This is a genomic window from Streptomyces sp. NPDC101776, from assembly GCF_044766845.1.
Taxonomy (GTDB): domain Bacteria; phylum Actinomycetota; class Actinomycetes; order Streptomycetales; family Streptomycetaceae; genus Streptomyces.
In genome coordinates this window covers 290,328-309,161 of record NZ_JBIWMV010000005.1, presented here as the reverse complement: position 1 = coordinate 309,161, position 18,834 = coordinate 290,328, and the positions used below count along the sequence as shown (strand labels likewise).

The window sequence follows — 18,834 nt, the reverse complement described above, 5'->3', positions numbered from 1 at the left end:
ACCATGGCGACCGAGACCTCCGGCCTCCCTCGTGAGGTGCGCGCCCGCGCCGCGGCACCCGCCGCGCGCCCGGCCCGCCCTCCCGCCACCCGCCGCGGGACCCGCGAGCGGCTGGCCACCCAGGCGTTCCTGCTGCCGATCGCCGTCGTGCTGGTGGTGCTGTTCCTGGTCCCGCTGGCCGAGTCGGTGTACTACAGCTTCACCGACTACAGCGGCTTCTCCCCGCACCGGCACTGGATCGGACTGGCCAACTACCGGACGATCTTCACCGACCCCACGATGCTGGGCGGCCTGGGCTTCACCCTGCTGTACGCCATCGCCACCACGATCGTCGTGACCGTGCTGGCGATCCCGCTCGCGGCCGTCCTCAACCGCCGCTTCCCCGGGCGGAATCTGGTCCGCGCGGCGTTCTTCTTCCCGGCCGTGCCGAGCATGGCGATCCTGGGTCTGGTGTGGACGTTCGTGCTGTCCCCGCTGTCCTCCGGGGTGATCAACTCCGTGCTGGGGAACCTGTTCGGCGTCGGCCCGGTGCCATGGCTGTCGGACAACGACCTGGCCAAGGTCTCGGTGATTCTCGTCGGCGTCTGGGCGCAGGTCGGCTGGCACGCCGTGCTCTACCTCGCCTACCTCCAGTCGGTTCCCAAGGACTACTACGAGGCCGCCACCATCGACGGAGCCACCCCACGCCAGCAGTTCTTCCGCATCACCCTGCCGCTGCTCGCACCGGCCATGACGGTCAGTCAGTTCCTGCTGCTCATCAACGGTTTGCGGGTTTACGACCTGCCGTTCACGCTCACCAAGGGCGGCCCCGGCTACTCCACCTACACCCTCACGCAGGTGCTCGTGCAACGCGGCGTGAGCGAGGGGAACTACGGCCTCGGTGCCGCCCTGAGCATGCTCTTCCTGCTCGCTGTCGCCGCCGTGCTGTCCGCCCAACTGGCCGCGACCCGGCGGTTGGAAAGGAGGTTCCGCTGATGGCCGTACTCATGTGGCTTCGCCATCGCGGCTGGTTGACCAGCGGGTACATGCTCCCGCTGTCCGCGGTGATGGCGCTGCCCTTCTACTACGTCCTGGTCAACACCCTCAAGACGCAGCAGCAGACGGCGGCCTCCCCACTCGGCCTGCCGACCTCGCCGGACTTCTCCAGCTACCGGCGCGTCCTGGACCAGGTCCCGGTGGCGGCGGCCTTCGCCAACACGGCGTACGTCACCGTGGTTTCGGTGGCCCTGATGGTGCTGATCGGCGCGATGGCCGCCTACGCGCTGATGATGCGGCCGACCCGATTCAACAAGCGCTTCGGCAAACTGCTGCTGATCGCCTTCGTGATCCCCACCCAGTCCACCCTGATCCCCGTCTACCAACTCTTCGTCCACCTGGGCCTGGTGGACAGTCTCAACGGACTGGTGCTGGTCTACAGCGCGGGCTCGATCTTCTGCTGGTTCATCATCCAGGGGTACATGGCCACCCTGCCCTTCGAGATCATCGAGGCCGCCCGCATCGACGGCTGCGGCCCGTGGATGATCTTCTGGCGGATCGTGCTGCCGTTGATCCGGCCGATCCTGGTGACGGTGGCGGTCTTCCAGACCATGTGGATCTGGAACGATTTCTTCACCCCGAACGTGTACCTGAGCGACCCCGCCAAGAGCACGATCGTGCTGGAGGTCTACACCTCGGTGGGTCAGTTCCAGGTCGACTGGCCGGCCTTCCTGACGCTCAGCGTCATGGCGCTGGTCCCGATGGTGGTCTTCTTCCTGGCCGTGCAGCGCCACATCATGTCAGGCCTGCTCAGCGGCGCCGTCAAGGGTTGAACCCGGTCCCGAGCCCCTTCCCCTCCCCGATCGGCCGGTGGCCACCGCGCGCTCCCACCTGCCCGGTTTCGCGTGTCGTGACCACCGGTCCGCACCACCTCACACATCCGCTCACGTTCAAAGAGGAACGCAATGCGAAGATGGCGACACCGCCTTCTGGCGGCGGCAGCGAGCGCGGCAGCCGCCGTGGGCCTCGCGATCGTACCCACCACCGAGGCGCACGCGGCGACGACCTGCACCACGTACTACGTCTCCTCGTCCGCAGGCAGCGACAGCAACGACGGATGCAGTTCCAGCACTCCGTGGAAGACCCTGACCAACGTCAACGCCACCACCTTCGTGGCCGGCAACCAGATCCTCTTCCAGGCCGGCGGCTCCTGGACCGGCAAGCTGGCACCCCAGGGCTCCGGCTCCAGCGGCAGCCAGATCGTCGTCTCCAACTACGGCACCGGCTCGGCCCCGATCATCGCGGGCGGAGGTGCCTCGGCGGCCGTCTACCTGGACAACCAGCAGTACTGGACGATCCAGAACCTGGAGATCACCAACACCACCACGAGCGCCGCGCTGCGCAGCGGCATCCAGCTCCAGAACGACACCAGCGGCATCCTCAACGGGATCCACATCCTCAACAACAACATCCACAACGTGCTCGGCTACTGGACCGTGAACGGCACCGTCCAGCCCAGCACCTCGTCCGGCATCGCCGCGAACCTCAGCGACTCGTACACCACCAACGGCTGGAACGACCTGCTGATCCAGGGCAACACCCTGAACAGTGACGACGCGGGCGGTATCTACATCGGCTCGCTCAACGGCACCGGGCACTCCATCGTCACCACCAACGTCGTCATCCAGAACAACACGATGTCCGACCTCGGCGGCAACGACGTGGTCTGCGTCTACTGCGACTCCCCGGTGGTGCAGAACAACACGACCACCAACAGCGGTTACCGCTACTCGGGCGCGGGCTACTGGATGGCGCTCAACAACGGCGGCGTCTGGCAGAACAACGAGGTCTCCCGCCAGTGGCGTGCCCTGTGGGACGGCGAGGCCTTCGACATCGACCACGACAACAACGGCGTGGTCATCCAGTACAACTACAGCCACGACAACCCGTTCGGGTTCCAGGAGTACTGCTGCTCCAGCACGTTCGGCGCCACGAACTCGGTGGTCCGCTACAACATCAGCCAGAACGACGGCGCGATGGGAGCGGTCCTGCCGACCCTGGAGGGCATCGCCTCCGGCGGCACCACGAAGGTGTACAACAACACCATCTACATGGGGCCGGGTGACAACGGCGCCGTCACCAACACCACCGCGGCCGGCAACAACGTCACCTTCTCCAACAACATCATCGACAACCAAGGCTCAGGCGGCAGTTACTCCTCCTCCGGCACCTGGACGCACAACAACTTCTACGGCCACCACGACAGCACCCAGCCGACGGACTCCTCGGCGATCACCACCGACCCACAGTTCATCGCCCCCGGCGGCGCGGGCACGGGCATCAGCACAGCCGTCGCGTACAAGGTCAAGTCCACCTCACCGGTCATCGGCGCCGGCACCCTGGTATCCGGCAACGGCGGCACCGACTTCTTCGGCAACACCGTCTCTTCCACGGCCGCCCCCAACATCGGCGCCTACAACGGCAGCGGCGTCGCGGCCACCCAGAGCTACGGCGCGACCTGGCCCTTCGAGGAGGGCACCGGGACGACGTCGGCGGACGCCACCAACCACGCCAACACCGCGACCCTGCAAGCCGGGGCGTCGTGGACCACCGGCAAGGTCGGTTCGTACGCCGTCAGTCTGACCGGCGGCAGCACGAGCTACGTCGACGTCCCCACCACGGCGATCGACACGAGCACGAGCTACTCGGTGGCGGCCTGGGTGAAGCTGAGCAGCGTCAGCGGCAACCAGACCTTCGCCAGCATCGACGGCACCACCATCAGCCCCTTCTACCTCCAACTCACCGGCGGCAAGCTGGCGTTCACCGTCCGCGGCAGCGACTCCACGTCCTCGACCTACGCCCAGGTGCTGGCCACCTCTTCGGCATCGACCGGCACTTGGTACCACGTCACCGGGGTGTACGACGCGAGCGCGGGCACGATCAAGCTCTACGTCAACGGCGTGCTCCAGGGCTCCACTTCGTTCACCTCGGCCTGGAAGGCCACCGGGGACACGGAGATCGGCCGCGGCAAGTGGAACGGCGCCAACGTCGACTTCACCAACGGCGCGATCGACGACGTGCGCATGTACTCCAAGGCCGTCAGCGGCCAGGAGGCCGTCGCCCTGGCGACCGTGCCGACCGCCTACTACGAGCTGGACGAGGGCAGCGGCGCGAGCACCGCCAACTTCATGGGGCTGAGCGCCCCGGGCGGCCTCGTCGGCAACTCGGCCTGGACCGGCAGCGGCAAGGTGGGCGGCAACTCGGTCAGTCTGTCCGGCAACACCGCCAGCCAGGTCACCATCCCCGCGACCGTGATCGACACCAGCGCCAGCTACTCGGTGGCGGCCTGGGTCAAGCTGAACACCGTCAGCGGCAACCAAACGATCGCCAGCATCAACGGCGGCACGATCAGCCCCTTCTACCTCCAACTCACGGGCGGCAAGTTCGCGTTCACCGAGCGGGCCAGTGACTCGACATCCGCGGCCTACACCCAGGTGGTCGCCAACTCGTCGGCCAGCACCGGCACTTGGTACCACGTCACCGGCGTGTACGACGCGAGCGCCGGCACGATCAGCCTGTACGTCAACGGCACGCTCCAGTCGAGCACTTCGTTCTCCTCGCCCTGGAAGGCCGTCGGCGCCACGCAGATCGGCAGCGCCTGGTGGAACACCAACGAGGTGGACTTCACCAACGGCTACATCGACGACGTCCACTTCTACCAGCGAGCCCTGACCACCACCGAGATCTCGGAACTCGCCGCCGGCTGACGCCGGTTACGAGCACCCACCAGGCGGGGGGGGGGGGGGCCGCCCCCCCCCCGGGGGCGCCCCCCCCCCCCCCCCCCGGGGGCCGGGGGGGGGGGGGGGGGGTGGGCCCGTCGGGGCCAAAAACACACCCCCCCCCCCCCCCCCCGCCCCCCCCCCCCCCCCCCCCCCCCGCGCCCCCGGGGGCCCCCCCCCCCCCCCGGCGGGGGGGGGGGCGCCCCCCCCCGGGGGGGGGGCCCCCCCCCCGCCACCGCCCATGGCGACTTGGAGGAGCAGGGGATGAGTACGAAGGTCCGTCAGATACGCAAGCCCGCGACCCGCCCGAGGCCTACGCCGACCCGCCCGCAACACCGCCCGCTGCCATGGTGGCTGCTCGCCGCCACCGCACTGGCCCTCGCGGCGGCGATCACCACCGTCTCCCTGCTCACCACGCACAGCACCCCGAAACCAGCCGCAGCCCCCGCGCTCGCGACCACGGTCGCCACGATCGACGGACAGGCCATCCCCGTAAGGGAGTTGAACCTGTACCTCGCCCAGGAGCGGGCGGCCACCTTCAGCCACTTCCAGCAGAAGTACGGCGCCGACGACGGCCCGGCCTTCTGGACCACCGCGCACGACGGCCAGACCCCCGCCGACTACCTCAAGAAGCACGCACTGGCCGACGTCACCAAAGCCACAGTCCAACTGACTCTCGCCCACCGCCACGGCCTGCTCGACAACCCGTCGTACGCCGCCTTCCTGGTCAACTGGCGATCGGAGAACGCCCGTCGACAGAAGGCCGTCGCCGCACACCAGGTCATCTACGGGCCGGTCCAGTACACCGAGCCGAACTACTTCACCTACATCCTCGGCAACATCGACTTCGACCTCGCCGAGAAACTGTCCCGGACCGGCGTCATCAAGACCCCGGACAGCGCGCTGCGCGCCTACTACGCGGCTCACAGAAGCGAGTTCCAGCTCGGACACCACACCAGCTCCACCACCCATGGCTCCGGCGTACAGACGTTGACCTTCGCCAAGGCCCGCAAACAGGTCCGTCAGGCCTACGTCGGCGACCAGTACGAGGCCATGATGGCGGACCTCGTCCGCTCGGCCGAAGTGAAGACGATCCCTTCCGTGCTCGCGGCGATCTCTGTGGACTGAGGCCGTCTGCTGCGCGGTGAGGCGCGCGACGGTGCCGATACAGCCCCCGCGAAGCCCCCTCGCCCGCCCCGCAAAGTTGGTCGCCCCGAAGCACTAGATCGATTAAGCTTTCTCCGTTAACCTGACGCCCTAATCGATTTAGTAATCCTTTCTCGCGGCGGGACGCGGGATCAAGGAGGTTGCCACCGATGCCAACCATGCAAGACGTCGCCGTCAGGCGGCCGGGAACGCGTACCGAAGTCGAAGGGCTGCCCCGCCCTGGCCGATGTCTGGTCATGGGGATCCTCAACGTCACACCGGACTCGTTCTCCGACGGCGGCCTGTACGCCGACACCGGACGAGCCGTCGACCGGGGACTGGCACTCGCCGCTCAGGGCGCGGACATCGTGGATGTGGGCGGCGAGTCCACCAGGCCGGGGGCGTACCCCGTCGGTCTGGAGGAGGAACTCGCCCGTACCGTCCCCGTGGTGCGCGCACTCGCCCGGGCCGGCGTGTGCACCAGCATCGACACCATGTACGCACCTGTGGCCCGGGCCGCCGTCGAGGCGGGCGCCCGTCTGGTCAACGACGTGAGCGGCGGCCTGGCCGACCCGGCCATGGCGTCGACCGTCGCCGCAGCCGGTGTTCCGTACATCGCCATGCACTGGCGTGCGCCGAGCCGCGAGATGGACCGCCATGCCGAGTACGGAGACGTCGTCGACGACGTCATCGCCGAACTCGGCCTACGTGTCCGGCAGTTGGCGGACGCGGGAGTAGACCCGGCCCGTGTCGTGCTCGATCCGGGACTCGGCTTCGCCAAGAGGCCCGAGCACGACTGGACGCTCCTGGCCCACCTGGGATCTCTCCGGCGCCTGGGGTGTCCGCTGCTCGTCGGCGCGTCGAGGAAGCGCTTCATCGGCGCGGCCCTCGCGGCCGGAGGCGCCGGTGAGGTGCCGCCCGCGGGGCGGGACGTGGCATCGGCGGCGGTCTCCGCGCTCGCCGCCGTCGCGGGCGCGTTCTGCGTGCGCGTCCACGATGTCCGCGCCGGCCTGGACGCGGTGCGCATGGCCGCCGCCTCCGCGCACACCTCGACCGGGCGCCGTAGGAAACCTGCCGACCGGCACTCGCTTTGAGCGAGGTCGCTCCGCCCTTTTCATCAGATCGCTTCAGTGGGGCGGTCCCCGGAACTTGTCGAGCCGGACAAGGGGTCCTTCGCTGTCGTACTAGATCGATTTAGCTTTCCTGGGTCAGACCGCTGAGAGTCGCTACGAGCAAGGAGTCACCATGGCAATCCCCACGCTCCAGGACGCCATCGACCGGGCCGGTTCGCCGATCAAGCTGCTGTGGCAGCCCGATGCCGAACCGTGGACCCCCGAAGTCGTCGAGCGCGAGTACTCCGGCTGGCGCCAGGAGCAGGCCGCCTGGCACGAGGGTGTGGCACTCCTCAACCTCTCGCACCACATGTTCGACATGTGGATCGAGGGACCGGACGCCACGAAGGTGCTCGCCGACCACGGGGCCAACAACTTCGAGAAGTTCGCGATCGGACAGGCCAAGCAGTACGTGCCGGTCACCCGACACGGCCATATCGTCACCGACGGGATCCTCGCCCGGGAGGGGGAGAACAAGTACCTCCTCAGCGGGATCCCGGCCGCGCAGCACTGGGTGCAGTACCACGCCGAGAAGGGCGGCTACGACGTCGGCTTCGTCACCGACCCGTCCTCCGCCTTCCGTCCGGGCGGCGGCGATCCGAAGCTGTTCCGGTACCAGATCCAGGGACCGCTGGCGACGGAACTCGTCGAGCGGGTCTTCGGCGGGCCGCTGCCGGAGACGAAGTTCTTCCACTCCGCCGCGGTCTCCCTCGACGGCCGCGCCCTGCGCGCCCTGCGGCACGGCATGGCCGGCCAGGCGGGCTTCGAGTTCATCGGCCCGTGGGAGCACTCCGCGTACGTGCACGAGGCCTTCCTCAAGGCGGGCGAGCCGCTCGGACTGATCCAGATCGGCGCCCTCGCGTACGCCACGCCCAGTGTGGAGAGCGGCTGGATCCCCTCGCCCGTCCCCGCCATCTACACCGACCCGGACCTGCTGGAATACCGCAGGTACCTTCCCCTGTTCGGCATCGAGGGCAAGCGTCCGCTGAACGGCAGTTACTTCTCGGAGGACATCGAGGACTACTACGTCTCCCCGTACGAACTGGGCTACGGCAAGGTGATCCACTTCGGTCACGACTTCGTGGGCCGGGACGCCCTGCTGAAGGCCAGGGACGAACCGCTCCGCACCAAGGTCACCCTCGTCCTCGACCCGGACGACGTGCGCGCCGTCGTCGGACAGGGCGAGGCCCCCGGTTTCGTCCTCTCCTACGCCCGGCACCGGGTGGAGAACGCCACCGGTCTGGTCGGCGTGACCATGCAGAGCGCCTCGATAGACCCGGTGGGTGCGGTGCTGGCGCAGACCCTGATCGACCCCGAACACGCCACGCCGGGCACCGAGGTGACGGTGGTCTGGGGCGAGCACCCCGGCTCCGGCACGGACCCCGAGGCCGACCTCGGCTTCCCCCGCATCCGTGCCACCGTCCAGCCCTCCCCGTTCAACCAGCACGCGCGCACCCTCTACCGCCGCGACCGCTGACCCCGGCCGACCGTGCGGCACCGTTCCGGCCCGGCCCTGACGCGACGTCATGTCGCCCGGGCCGCGCCGGCGGTGCCGCGGGCGCGCCCTTGAACTCGGCCCCGCAGACGAGAGAGTGAGACGAAAGACGATGAATCCCGCAAGCACCGTACGAACAGCGGTCGGTACCTCGCTGCTCGAGGACTTCTCCCTGGAGATGACGGGGAAGGACGTCCCCAAACTGGAAGAGGCCCGCGACAGCATCCCGCAGGGCACCCGGATCAATGTCACCTTCCTCGGCAACGAGGACCTCCGGATGCGGTTGGAGGCGGCCCGGGCGGTCAAACGGCTCGGGTTCGTTCCGGTGCCCCACATATCGGCCCGCCGCCTGGGCTCGCGCGCCGACTTCGAGCAGTTCCTGTCCGGCCTGCGCGACGACGGTACGTCCGACAACGTGTTCGTCGTCGGGGGAGATCCGACGGACCCCGAGGGGCCCTACGCCGATTCGCTGTCCCTGATCGAGACGGGCCTGCTCCAGGAGTACGGCGTCCGTCATGTGAGCGTCAGCGGATATCCGGAAGGCCATCCCTCGATCGACGACGGCGTGCTCTGGTCCGCGCTGCGGGACAAGCACGCCTCGCTCGCCGCCCAGCCCCTGGAGGGCGGCATCATCACGCAGTTCGGCTTCGACGTCGAGCCGGTGCTCGCCTGGGTCGAACAGGTCCGGGACCGAGGTGTCGAGCTCCCCGTCCGGATCGGCGTCCCCGGGCCGGCCGGAGTGCGCCGGCTCATGTCGTACGCGGCTCGTTTCGGAGTCGGGACCAGCGCCTCGGTCGTCAAGAAATACGGGTTGTCCCTGAGCAACCTCATGGGAACGGCGGGACCCGACCGCTTCCTGCGTGACCTCGCCGCGGCCCACGACCCCGGCCGCCACGGCGAGTTGAAGATCCACTTCTATACGTTCGGCGGGCTCAAGGCCACCTCCGACTGGGCCGCCCGCTTCCGGAAGGACGGCCATGCATGACCCTCACCCAAGACGCCCCGGCCCGTACCGCCACGGCCAAGCGCCCTGCCCAGCAGGCCTCGTTGGTCCTCCAGGGCGCCGACGCCACCGGCATCGTCGCCGCCGTGACGTCCGTCCTGAGCCGCCACGGCGCGAACATCGTCTCCCTCGACCAGTACTCCGACAACCCGCAGGGCGGCGCCTTCTTCCAGCGCACGGTCTTCGGACTCGACGGTCTCCAGGCCGAGTTGCCCGCACTCCGCGCCGAACTCGACGAGCACTTGGTCGACGCGTTCGGACTGAGCTACACCCTGCGCGATCTGTCGGTGCCCAAGCGGGTCGCGATCTTCGCCTCGAAGTCCGACCACTGCCTGCTCGACCTGCTCTGGCGGCACCGGCAGGGTCAACTGCCCGTCAGCATCGCCATGGTGATCTCCAACCACCCCGACGTGGCCGAGGAGGTCCGCGGCTTCGGGATCCCCTTCTTCCACGTGCCCTGCCAGGGCGCCGACAAGTCCGCCGCCGAGGCCGAACACCTGCGGCTGCTCAAGGGCAACGTCGACTTCGTCGTCCTGGCCCGCTACATGCAGATCCTCTCGGGAGACTTCATCGAGAACGTCGGCATCCCTATCATCAACATCCACCACTCCTTCCTGCCCGCCTTCATCGGCGCCGGGCCCTACACCAAGGCCAAGGAAAGGGGCGTGAAACTGGTGGGAGCCACCGCCCACTACGTCACCCAGGACCTCGACGAGGGCCCGATCATCGAGCAGGACGTCGTCCGCGTCACCCACGCCCACTCGGCCACCGACCTCACCCGCCGCGGCGCCGACGTGGAACGCGCGGTGCTCTCCCGCGCCGTGCTGTGGCACGCCGAGGACCGGGTCATGCGCGACGGCAACCACACCATCGTCTTCGCGTAGCGGCCGGAAGTTCCGCCCCGCACGCCGAACGACCGTGGTCGCGGCGACCGCGTACAGCGCGCCCCTGCGGCCCCGGCGAATCGTTCCTCGTCACCACAAGAAAGCGGTCCGACCATGACCACCAGGATCGACGGCACCGCGATCGCCCGGCGGATCCGCGCGCAGGTCGCCGAGGAGGTTGCCGCGGCCACGATGTCAGGAGGAGTCCCCGCACTGGCGACCGTCCTCGTCGGCGACGATCCGGCCAGTGCCGTGTACGTCGCCGCGAAACGCCGGGCCATCAAGGAAGCCGGCATGCGCGACTTCCACCGCCACCTGCCCCGGCACGCGACCCACGACGACGTGGCCGCCGTCATCGACGAACTGGCCGCCGACCCGCAGGTCTCCGGCATCCTGCTCCAACTCCCTTTGCCCGCACGGCTCGACGCCGCCACGTTGATCGACCGCATCCCCGTCACGAAGGACGTGGACGGTCTCACCACCGCCAGCCTCGGCCTCCTCGCCCGCGGGGAGCGGGGGTTGCGCCCCTGCACGCCCAGCGGAGTCATCGCGTTGCTGGATGCCGAAGGGGTTCCGCTCCAGGGGGCGAAGGTCGCGGTCGTCGGCTGGGGCGAACTGGTCGGTAAGCCCTTGACCCACCTCCTCCTGCGGCGCGGGGCGACCGTGTCGGTGGCGCACGAGTTCACCCTCGACCTCGCCGCGGTCACGCGCCCCGCCGACATCGTCGTGGTCGCCACCGGCGTCCGCGGGCTCATCGGCCCCGAACACGTCAGGCCCGGCGCCGTCGTCATCGATGTCGGCATCCACCGGACACCCTCGGGCCTGACCGGCGACGTCCGCTCCGACGAGCTCGACGGAATCGCCGCTCGTATCACCCCCGTCCCCGGCGGCGTGGGCCCGATGACCATCGCCATGCTGCTGGTCAACACGCTGCAAGCAGCCCGGTGGAGTTCAGGTGCCGAGGCCGTCGCGGCGTGAGCACCGGCCGGAACATCGGCTCGACAGCGGGGAGTTGCTCGTGACGAAGGAGGTTCGGAATGGACGACTTCCCTGCCCTGGCCCTGTTCGGGGGACACCTCGCCACCGGTCTCGCGGACGTCACCCACGACGCCGCCGCGCTGGACTCCCAGGGCTTCTGGGCCGTGGTGACAGACTTCGAGGGCCGCCTGACATGCGCCCACTTCCGCGACGTACGACGGACGCCCGACCATCGACCTTCTACGGTGCCGTGGCGTGGCCCTCGTCCCGACGCGTGGACCACCTCACTCGACCGCGTCGCCTACACCGACGGCGTGACGCGCATCCGCGAGCACATCGCCGCCGGCGAGGTCTACCAGGCCACTCTGTGCCGGGTGCTGTCCGCCCCGATCGCGCCGGAGACCGATGTCCTGGCACTCTCCGGCCTGCTGGCACGGCACAATCCCGCACCTACGCGGGTGTCGTCCGCCTGTCCCGCCAGGGCGTGGAGGTGGCCACCGCCTCGCCGGAACTCTTCCTGAGGCGCACCGGGAGAGAGCTGGAGTCGGGGCCCATCTAGGGAACCGGCCGTACTGGGCTCGGAACCCGAGCGGGAATGGGAGGAGACCGAACTGAAGGCACGCCGGTTGTTGTCCGTCGCGAGCGGAGGTTCGTCCGACCGGTGTCTTGTCGTGGAGGGCTGAATCGATCTAGCGCGTAGAGTGAAACCCGACGTGCCGAAGGCCGGCTGGTGATGCCTGCCGACGGGGGCGTGCAGTGTGCACGGCTGACGAGGGGAGTACGCGGGCATGGGCCGTTCGGGCCGAGTGACGTTGACCGACGTGGCCAAGGCGTCCGGTGTGTCGCGGGCGACCGTGAGTTTCGTCCTGAACGACGACCCGCGCCAGACGATCTCCGCCGCCACCAAGGAACGGGTCATGGAGGCCGCCCAGGACCTGGGGTACGTCCCGCACGGGATCGCCCGCGCACTGCGCGAGGGGTCTTCGCGCATCGTGGTGCTCAACGTCGACTGGGGCATGGAGGGCAACTTCTCCCGCAGCTATGTCCGGGGTCTGGACGAGGAGTTGGCCGAACACGACCACATCCTGCTGGTCCGGCACGGCCACTCGATCCCCGAGGCCACGCAGAAGGTCCTGGACACCATCGCGCCACGGGCGGTACTGCGGCTGGGCGAGGCCTACATGCAGGGCCACGAACCGACCGAGGACGACTGGGAGAACGGGTTCGCCGCCAACGCGGCGCTGCAACTCGGATACCTAGTCGACCGCGGGCACACCCGGATCGCCCTGGCGATGCCCGACCACGACTTCCCGCTCACCGAGGCCCGGCTCGACTTCTCCCAGGAAGCCGCCCGGCGTCGAGGACTTCCGCCCCTGGAACGCATCGTCGTACCGAGGCCGAGGGACGCCGGTGCGGCGGCGATCCAGGCGTTCCTGGCGGCTCACCCCGACGTGACAGCGCTGGCGGCCTTCGACGACGACATCGCGCAGCGCAGCCTCGCGGCCCTCCGGGATCTCGGGCTCCGGGTGCCCGAGGACATCGCCGTGATCGGCTTCGACGAGACCGAGTACGGCTCGCTCTCCACGCCCGCGCTCACCACTGTCCACATCGACGCCGAAGTCCTCGGACGGATCGCCGCCCGCAACGCCCTGGGCATCGGCACCGGAGGGCTGGCGCCGGTGGCCGGCCGGATCGTGGCACGCGCGTCGGTGTGACCGCCGGGGGCGCGCGTCGCTCACGGCGTGGTGCGGACCACCGGCCACATCCCCGAGTACGCGGGATCCTCCCCCTCCAACGCGAAGAGCAGCTTCCGCAGCTGTCCGACGACCTCGTCCTTGCCTCCGTCACCCAGGATCTCGGAGAGGGCGCCGTCGACCTCGGCGATGCGTGCCCGGCCGTCCGCGACTCCGGCGAGGCCCGCTTCGGTGAGTTCGTGCAGGATGACGCGCTTGTGCACCGGATGCGGCAACCGCCGTACCCACCCGACGCGTTCGAGCTGCGACAGGGCCGTCGTCACGCTCTGCGGCGTGATGTGGAAGAGCCGGGACAGGTCCGAGGCGGACATCAGACCGAGTTCGTCGAGGTGAACGGCGAGGCCGAGCTGGGTCACCGTGACGTCGAGTCCGTCCAGCGCGTCTTGAAGGCGACCGTGCACGGCCTGCTGTGTCCGCCACAGCACATGGGGAAGTCCGTCCTGCCATGCCGGACCCGTGCTGTCCTTCGCTGAAGCCATCGTCGCCCTCCGTCTGTACGGGACGTCAGTATCCGCCCGAGAACATTGTTTCAGACGTCTTAAAACTTTGCAGTCATCTGTTGTACGGTCGCAGGGCGCAGCGACGAGGCTGCGCACCGGTGACCGAGAGGAATCCCATGCCCAGTCTCGAAGAAGAGATCAATAAGGCTGGAGGGGCGCTCGCCCTGCTTCGACAGGGGCGCTCTGGGGCGTACCCGTTTCCGATAAAGGCCGAGTTCAGCAACTGGCGTGACGAGCAGGAGGCGTGGCGCAACAGTGCGGCACTGATGGACCTGTCGCACCACATGACGGACCTCGTCGTGCAGGGACCCGACACGTACCGGCTGCTCGAACACCTCGGGGCCAACAGCTTCCAGGGCTTCGGCCCCGGGAGTGCCAAGCAGCTCATCACGGTCCGCCCCGACGGCTACATGATCGGCGACTGCATCCTGTTCTGCGTCGGCGACCGCCATGTCCGGATCGTCGGCCGGCCGCCGGCCCTCAACTGGGTCCAGTTCAACGCGGCCACCGGCGACTGGGACGTCACCGTCCGCCGAGACGAGCGCACCGTGAACAACCCCAAGGGCCGAGACCTGTTCCGCCTCCAGCTCCAGGGCCCGCATGCGGCGGCGATCTTCGAGAAGGTCAACGGCGGCCCGATGCCGGACATCCCGTTCTTCACCATGGGCCGCTTCAACATCGGCCCGCACGAGGTCACCGCGCTCAACCATCGCATGTCCGGCTTCCCCGGCTACGAGTTCACCGGGCCCTACGCGGACATCGACGCGGTGCGTGACCTGCTCGTGGAGGCCGGCGCCGAGTACGGCCTGCGTCAGATCGGCGCCCGCGCCTACGCCTCGGTCGCCACCGAGTCGGGCTGGATCGCCAACACCCTGCCGGCGACCTACTCCGGCGAGGACACGAAGGCGTTCCGTGAGTGGCAGTCGGCGCGCTCGTTCGAGGGCAACCTCGCCCTCGGCGGCAGCTTCGTGGCCGACCGGATCGAGGAGTACTACACCACCCCGTGGGACCTCGGCTACGGCCACATCCTCAAGTTCGACCACGACTTCGTCGGCCGTGAGGGGCTGGAGGCGATCAAGGACCGGCCGCACCGCCGCAAGGCGTGGGTGCTCTGGAACCGCGACGACGTCGGCAGGATCTTCGCGAGCATGTACGAGAAGGGCGAGGGGCGCTTCAAGTACATGGAGATGCCGGCGGCGTTCTACACCGCCTGCCAGTTCGACCGGGTGGAGAAGGACGGCGAACTCGTGGGCGCGGCGATGCTCACCTCGTACTCGGCGAACGTCCGCGGCTGGATCTCGCTCGGCACGATCGGCCCGACGGCCGCGGCCGGCGACCAGGTGGAGATCGTCTGGGGCGAGCCGAACGGCGGCTCGCCCAACCCGGCCGTCGAGCGCCATGCCCAGACCCGGGTGCGCGGAACGGTCATGGCACGTCCGTTCGCGACGAAGAAGCACTGACTCGCGGGCGATGCGGCGGGGCGAACCGACCCGGCGCGCACCGGGACGCCAGAACCTCCCGGTCATGAGGGGCGTCTGTTACGGTCACTAGATCGATTTAGTGGCCGTAAATGTGTCGCCCGGCTCCGCCCCGCCGCATCACCCCGTGTTCGACACGGCCCGGAGGGACACCGGCGCCGTGGACGACCGGAGGAACGCCATGGACCGTCTGCTCCGGGGCCCTGCAGGTCCAGCTGCCCGAACTGGCGGCCCCCGACCGGCCGCTCTACGCGATCCACGGACCCGGCCCGGGTACCCGGCGCAAGATCACGGTCTTCCTGGACTTCCTCGCCCAGTGGTTCGCGGAGAACCCGATTCCCACGATCGGGTGGTGACGTCCGTATGGCCACGGGTGGCGGGACCGACCGGCATCACGGAGAAGTTCCGCATTGCTTGCGCCGCGCGACCGATCAACGGTGCGTCATGACTCTCGCCTCGCCACGGACCTCCTGTTACGGTCCGACTTAATCGATCTAGCACGGGGTGACCCTTCGGACGGCACCCTGGACGACCGCCACTCGACGGAGAGTGAAATGAACCCTGTCTCACAGCAGCGCAGCACCTACGAAGCGGTCCTCCGACTGAACGGCGCGCCGTTCATCACCGAGCGCCCGGCGATGTTCAGCCCGGCCGCAGCGGCCCAGGACGAGGGCAACACACGCGGCACCTACGGCCGCTTCGCGCAGCTCCTGCTCCCCGAGGAGTACTCGGACTGGGTCGAGGAGAGCGCCGCCCATGTCGGCTCGTGCTACGTCGGCGACTGGAGCTCTCTGCACAAGGTGAAGGTGCACGGCCCGCAGGCGCTCGCGTTCCTGAGCCGGTTGGGGATGCGGGACCTGTCCCGTTTCGAGACCGGGCAGATCAAGCACCATGTGCAGCTCGACGAGAACGGCTGGGTGGCCTCGGAAGGCGTGCTGTGCCGACTCGGACCTGACGAGTTCGTCTATACCGCGGGGAGTTGCGACTGGCTGTTGTGGCAGCTGAGCCAGGGCAGTTGGGACGCCGCCGCCACCGACCTCAGCCCCGACGTGTTCATCTTCGGAGTCCAGGGTCCGGCGTCCCTGGACGCGCTGGAGAAGCTGACGGGGGACGACCTCCGCGACATCGGCTTCAGCCGCAGCCGTATGTCGACGGTCGACGGGGTTCCGGTACGGGTCCTGCGTACCGGGATCTCGGGCGAACTCGGGTACGAGCTGCACGGGCCGACCGCACACGCCAACGAGATCTGGGCGGCGGTCGTGGCGAGCGGGCAGGACGTCGGCATGCGCCAACTCGGCTTCCGGGCCCAGCCTGTTCAGCACATCGAGGCCGGGATCGCGACCAACGGGCTGGACTATCTGCCGGCGTCGATCCTCACACCGGGTGCGCCGAGGCAGTTCCGCAAGGGCGTGCCCACCGGAAGTTTCGTCCCGACGGGCGGGGTGACCGACTACTTCCGCAAGCCGGGCGAGCTCGGCTGGGGCTTCCGCAAGGGCGTCCCCGACCGTGACTTCATCGGCCGGGACGCACTCGTCAGGGATGCCGAAAGCGCCGTACCCACACGGCAGTTGGCAGGTCTGCGCTGGAACGGACAGGACGTCGCCGGCATCCTCACCTCGCTCCTGAGCGAGGCCGACCTGCCCGACCAGATGGAGATGCCGCGCGGACGCGGTCCCCACTTCGACCAGGTCCTGGTGTCGGGTGACCCGGTGGGCGTGGCCACGGGCCGGACGGTGAGCCCGACCCTGCGGGCGATGATCTCGCTCTGCGTACTCGATCCCGCGCACGCGACGCCCGGCACCGAGGTCGTCGTCCTGTGGGGCCGCCCGGGCACCCCGCAGCGTGAGATCCGGGCGACGGTCACCACGCTGCCCTTCAAGCCGGACAACCGACGCACGGACGTCACCGCACGGTGAGCCGTCAGCTTGTGCCGGGTGCTGTGCAGGCGCCCAAGAACCGCAGTTCGACGACGCCGATGATGTTCGTGTCCGACAGGCGGATGTACCGGTACGGCACTGGGGCGCCGGAGGTGTCGGTGCGGGCCAGGTTCTGCCACGGGAGGATCGTCTGGGCCTTGGCGGTACTGCACCTCGCGCAGAGTGTCGAGGACGTCGATGGTCTCCATCGCGAAGTCGTCGTCCGTGGTGTCGGTGGTCTCGGTGACGGTCGGCTTCGTCCAGGTGAGCTTGTCGTTGGAGCCGTAGACGTTGGCGCCCTGCGAGCGGTTGGCGAAGTTGTAGCGCGCCTGGAGTCCGAATGCAGTCGCGGTGAAGCGGTAGTCGACACCGAAGTCGAGGACGAACGGGGCCTGCGGATCGCCGCTGGTGGTGTTGAAGTCGCCGTCGGTCATGTTGCCGATGGCGATGGCGGCGGCGCTGAGGGTCGGCGAGGTGACGAGAGCGGGATAGGCCAGGGTGCTGTCGTTGGCCAGGCGGGGGAGAGCTCGGCCACAACCGCGCGTACCTCCGCCGGCTCGACGACGTTCTCGACCGCCATGCCGGCCTGGTCCTGGAGAACTGCGCGGCCGGCGGCAGTCGCACCGACCACGCGATCCTCTTCCGGCCCGGCTGCCCATCCACTCGGTCACCGATCAGCGGGACTTCCGGCTGATCCCTGCGCTCGCCGCCGCCGCGCCCACCGCGGTCACCTCGGAACAGGGGGCGATCTGGGCCTACCCGCAACTCGGCCACACGGACGCCGAACTCGGCACGGTGCTGGTGTCGGCGTTGTTCGGGCGGGTCCCTCTCAGCGGCTGCCCCGACTAACTGACGCAGCATCAGATAGCTCTGGTGCGGGCGGCGTTGACCACGTACAAGAGCTACCGTCACCTCCTGCCCGACACCCGCCCGCACCGGCCGCTGGACCTGCCGGGCTGGCGTGACGGCCGGCTCGCCCTGGCGCTGGTCGCGCGGGACGGGATGACACCCCTCTCCCTGTGGCGCCGGGATGGGGCGCCTTCGACGGTGACGGTCCCGTTGCCCGCAGCCGCCGTGAACGCCCGGCCCCGGGTGCTGTTCGAGGCCGGGGAGCGAGCGGTCGTCACATGGGACGAGGGCGGTCGGGCGCTGAGGGTGGCTCTGCCGACCGAGGGGTTCGCAGTGCTGATCGCCGTCGAGCCGCTCGGGCGTGACTGACTTCGCCTGCTCCGTCCGTACGAACGGTGACCTGCGCGTCCGTACTGCGGACGGCTTCGGCAAGGGTGGCGCGGCGATTCGGCCCTGGCGGCCGACGCGTCCGAGTTGGTTCGTTGCCCAAGTCCGCGCCGATTTCAGGGTGTTGGCGGGAATCTCGGGCTTCCGGGACGGCACGCCCGTAGGTGGTGAGGGCCTTCAGTTCCTCCAGGTGAGGGCGAAGTCGAAGGCGTCGATGTTCTCGGCGATCGCGGTGACGACCGGGTCTTCCGGGACGGAAGTAGGGGTGGATCTCCAACGGATTGGCGGTGGGGACGACGGTGGTGGCATCGAGCAGAGCGGTCAGGTGGTCGACCATGAAGTTGCCGACGCAGACGATCGCGAGGATCAGTGTCGCCCGGACCGGGGCCGCAGGTTCCTCGCGGGCCGGGTCTACGACCCGCCCGATACGAATGTCGGGTCCCGTCGTACTCGAGTGCTGCGCTCATGGTGGTGTCCCTCGCCGCCGTCTCAGGGTGAGGGACCGCTTCTGGCCCCGGCCTCTCGGTTCCCTTGGAGACGACCCCGCGCGGGCGCGTCCGTGGGAGTCACTGATCTTC

15 protein-coding genes and 1 pseudogene are annotated in these 18,834 nt (G+C 68.9%); 15 read left to right on the top strand and 1 reads right to left on the bottom strand.

The genetic code is table 11. The annotated features are described in order from the left end of the window. Positions 1 to 3: 3 nt before the first annotated feature. The 11 genes and pseudogenes from ACIRRY_RS19880 (at position 4) to ACIRRY_RS19830 (ending at position 13,087) form a co-directional block, all read left to right on the top strand. Positions 4 to 975, top strand: a complete 972-nt coding sequence (locus tag ACIRRY_RS19880; protein ID WP_403974245.1) for a carbohydrate ABC transporter permease — start codon at positions 4 to 6, stop codon at positions 973 to 975. After that, positions 975 to 1,808, top strand: coding sequence for a carbohydrate ABC transporter permease (locus ACIRRY_RS19875; protein WP_403974242.1), 834 nt, complete (start codon positions 975 to 977; stop codon positions 1,806 to 1,808). Before ACIRRY_RS19880 ends, ACIRRY_RS19875 begins: the two co-directional genes overlap by 1 nt. Before the next feature lie 132 nt (positions 1,809 to 1,940). After that, a complete protein-coding gene (locus ACIRRY_RS19870; protein ID WP_403974239.1) occupies positions 1,941 to 4,742 on the top strand; it encodes a LamG-like jellyroll fold domain-containing protein in 2,802 nt (933 codons plus the stop codon). 276 nt (positions 4,743 to 5,018) lie between these two features. Continuing rightward, positions 5,019 to 5,882, top strand: a complete 864-nt coding sequence (locus ACIRRY_RS19865; protein WP_403974237.1) for a hypothetical protein — start codon at positions 5,019 to 5,021, stop codon at positions 5,880 to 5,882. A gap of 188 nt (positions 5,883 to 6,070) precedes the next feature. Beyond that, positions 6,071 to 6,994 carry a dihydropteroate synthase gene (gene folP / locus ACIRRY_RS19860; protein ID WP_403974235.1) on the top strand — a complete coding sequence of 308 codons (924 nt, stop codon included), beginning with the start codon at positions 6,071 to 6,073 and terminating at the stop codon, positions 6,992 to 6,994. A 151-nt stretch (positions 6,995 to 7,145) separates the two neighbouring features. Next, entirely contained in the window at positions 7,146 to 8,489 is a 1,344-nt protein-coding gene (locus tag ACIRRY_RS19855) for an aminomethyl transferase family protein (RefSeq protein WP_403974233.1), read from the top strand. A 130-nt stretch (positions 8,490 to 8,619) separates the two neighbouring features. Further along, positions 8,620 to 9,492 (top strand): methylenetetrahydrofolate reductase, encoded by an 873-nt coding sequence (locus tag ACIRRY_RS19850; protein WP_403974230.1) that lies wholly within the window; start codon positions 8,620 to 8,622, stop codon positions 9,490 to 9,492. Beyond that, positions 9,489 to 10,394, top strand: coding sequence for a formyltetrahydrofolate deformylase (gene purU, locus ACIRRY_RS19845; protein ID WP_403974227.1), 906 nt, complete (start codon positions 9,489 to 9,491; stop codon positions 10,392 to 10,394). Before ACIRRY_RS19850 ends, purU begins: the two co-directional genes overlap by 4 nt. Before the next feature lie 114 nt (positions 10,395 to 10,508). Next, complete coding sequence (locus ACIRRY_RS19840; protein WP_403974224.1) at positions 10,509 to 11,372, top strand: bifunctional 5,10-methylenetetrahydrofolate dehydrogenase/5,10-methenyltetrahydrofolate cyclohydrolase; 864 nt, start codon at positions 10,509 to 10,511, stop codon at positions 11,370 to 11,372. Positions 11,373 to 11,431: 59 nt separating this feature from the next. Further along, positions 11,432 to 11,928: pseudogene (locus ACIRRY_RS19835) on the top strand (chorismate-binding protein); the annotation flags it as partial. A gap of 232 nt (positions 11,929 to 12,160) precedes the next feature. Next, complete coding sequence (locus tag ACIRRY_RS19830; RefSeq protein ID WP_403974221.1) at positions 12,161 to 13,087, top strand: LacI family DNA-binding transcriptional regulator; 927 nt, start codon at positions 12,161 to 12,163, stop codon at positions 13,085 to 13,087. A gap of 20 nt (positions 13,088 to 13,107) precedes the next feature. Here the strand turns inward: ACIRRY_RS19830 and ACIRRY_RS19825 are convergent, their stop codons facing one another. Continuing rightward, complete coding sequence (locus ACIRRY_RS19825) at positions 13,108 to 13,605, bottom strand: MarR family winged helix-turn-helix transcriptional regulator (protein ID WP_403974219.1); 498 nt, start codon at positions 13,603 to 13,605, stop codon at positions 13,108 to 13,110. 137 nt (positions 13,606 to 13,742) lie between these two features. Between ACIRRY_RS19825 and ACIRRY_RS19820 the strand changes: the two genes are divergently transcribed. From ACIRRY_RS19820 to ACIRRY_RS19805, 4 genes are all read left to right on the top strand, one after another. Beyond that, positions 13,743 to 15,086, top strand: a complete 1,344-nt coding sequence (locus ACIRRY_RS19820; protein WP_403974217.1) for an aminomethyl transferase family protein — start codon at positions 13,743 to 13,745, stop codon at positions 15,084 to 15,086. Positions 15,087 to 15,196: 110 nt separating this feature from the next. After that, positions 15,197 to 15,460 carry a hypothetical protein gene (locus ACIRRY_RS19815; RefSeq protein ID WP_403974215.1) on the top strand — a complete coding sequence of 88 codons (264 nt, stop codon included), beginning with the start codon at positions 15,197 to 15,199 and terminating at the stop codon, positions 15,458 to 15,460. A gap of 198 nt (positions 15,461 to 15,658) precedes the next feature. Further along, positions 15,659 to 17,020 carry a glycine cleavage T C-terminal barrel domain-containing protein gene (locus tag ACIRRY_RS19810; RefSeq protein ID WP_403974214.1) on the top strand — a complete coding sequence of 454 codons (1,362 nt, stop codon included), beginning with the start codon at positions 15,659 to 15,661 and terminating at the stop codon, positions 17,018 to 17,020. Positions 17,021 to 17,905: 885 nt separating this feature from the next. Beyond that, entirely contained in the window at positions 17,906 to 18,238 is a 333-nt protein-coding gene (locus ACIRRY_RS19805; protein WP_403974213.1) for a hypothetical protein, read from the top strand. Positions 18,239 to 18,834: the final 596 nt, after the last annotated feature.

Coding starts and splice junctions, on each gene's coding strand:
- ACIRRY_RS19880 (WP_403974245.1), top strand. CDS start 4: ATGGCGACCGAGACCTCCGGCCTCCCTCGTGAGGTGCGCGCCCGCGCC.
- ACIRRY_RS19830 (WP_403974221.1), top strand. CDS start 12,161: ATGGGCCGTTCGGGCCGAGTGACGTTGACCGACGTGGCCAAGGCGTCC.
- folP (WP_403974235.1), top strand. CDS start 6,071: ATGCCAACCATGCAAGACGTCGCCGTCAGGCGGCCGGGAACGCGTACC.
- ACIRRY_RS19815 (WP_403974215.1), top strand. CDS start 15,197: ATGTGTCGCCCGGCTCCGCCCCGCCGCATCACCCCGTGTTCGACACGG.
- ACIRRY_RS19850 (WP_403974230.1), top strand. CDS start 8,620: ATGAATCCCGCAAGCACCGTACGAACAGCGGTCGGTACCTCGCTGCTC.
- ACIRRY_RS19875 (WP_403974242.1), top strand. CDS start 975: ATGGCCGTACTCATGTGGCTTCGCCATCGCGGCTGGTTGACCAGCGGG.
- ACIRRY_RS19865 (WP_403974237.1), top strand. CDS start 5,019: ATGAGTACGAAGGTCCGTCAGATACGCAAGCCCGCGACCCGCCCGAGG.
- ACIRRY_RS19870 (WP_403974239.1), top strand. CDS start 1,941: ATGCGAAGATGGCGACACCGCCTTCTGGCGGCGGCAGCGAGCGCGGCA.
- ACIRRY_RS19840 (WP_403974224.1), top strand. CDS start 10,509: ATGACCACCAGGATCGACGGCACCGCGATCGCCCGGCGGATCCGCGCG.
- ACIRRY_RS19820 (WP_403974217.1), top strand. CDS start 13,743: ATGCCCAGTCTCGAAGAAGAGATCAATAAGGCTGGAGGGGCGCTCGCC.
- ACIRRY_RS19825 (WP_403974219.1), bottom strand. CDS start 13,605: ATGGCTTCAGCGAAGGACAGCACGGGTCCGGCATGGCAGGACGGACTT.
- ACIRRY_RS19810 (WP_403974214.1), top strand. CDS start 15,659: ATGAACCCTGTCTCACAGCAGCGCAGCACCTACGAAGCGGTCCTCCGA.
- purU (WP_403974227.1), top strand. CDS start 9,489: ATGACCCTCACCCAAGACGCCCCGGCCCGTACCGCCACGGCCAAGCGC.
- ACIRRY_RS19855 (WP_403974233.1), top strand. CDS start 7,146: ATGGCAATCCCCACGCTCCAGGACGCCATCGACCGGGCCGGTTCGCCG.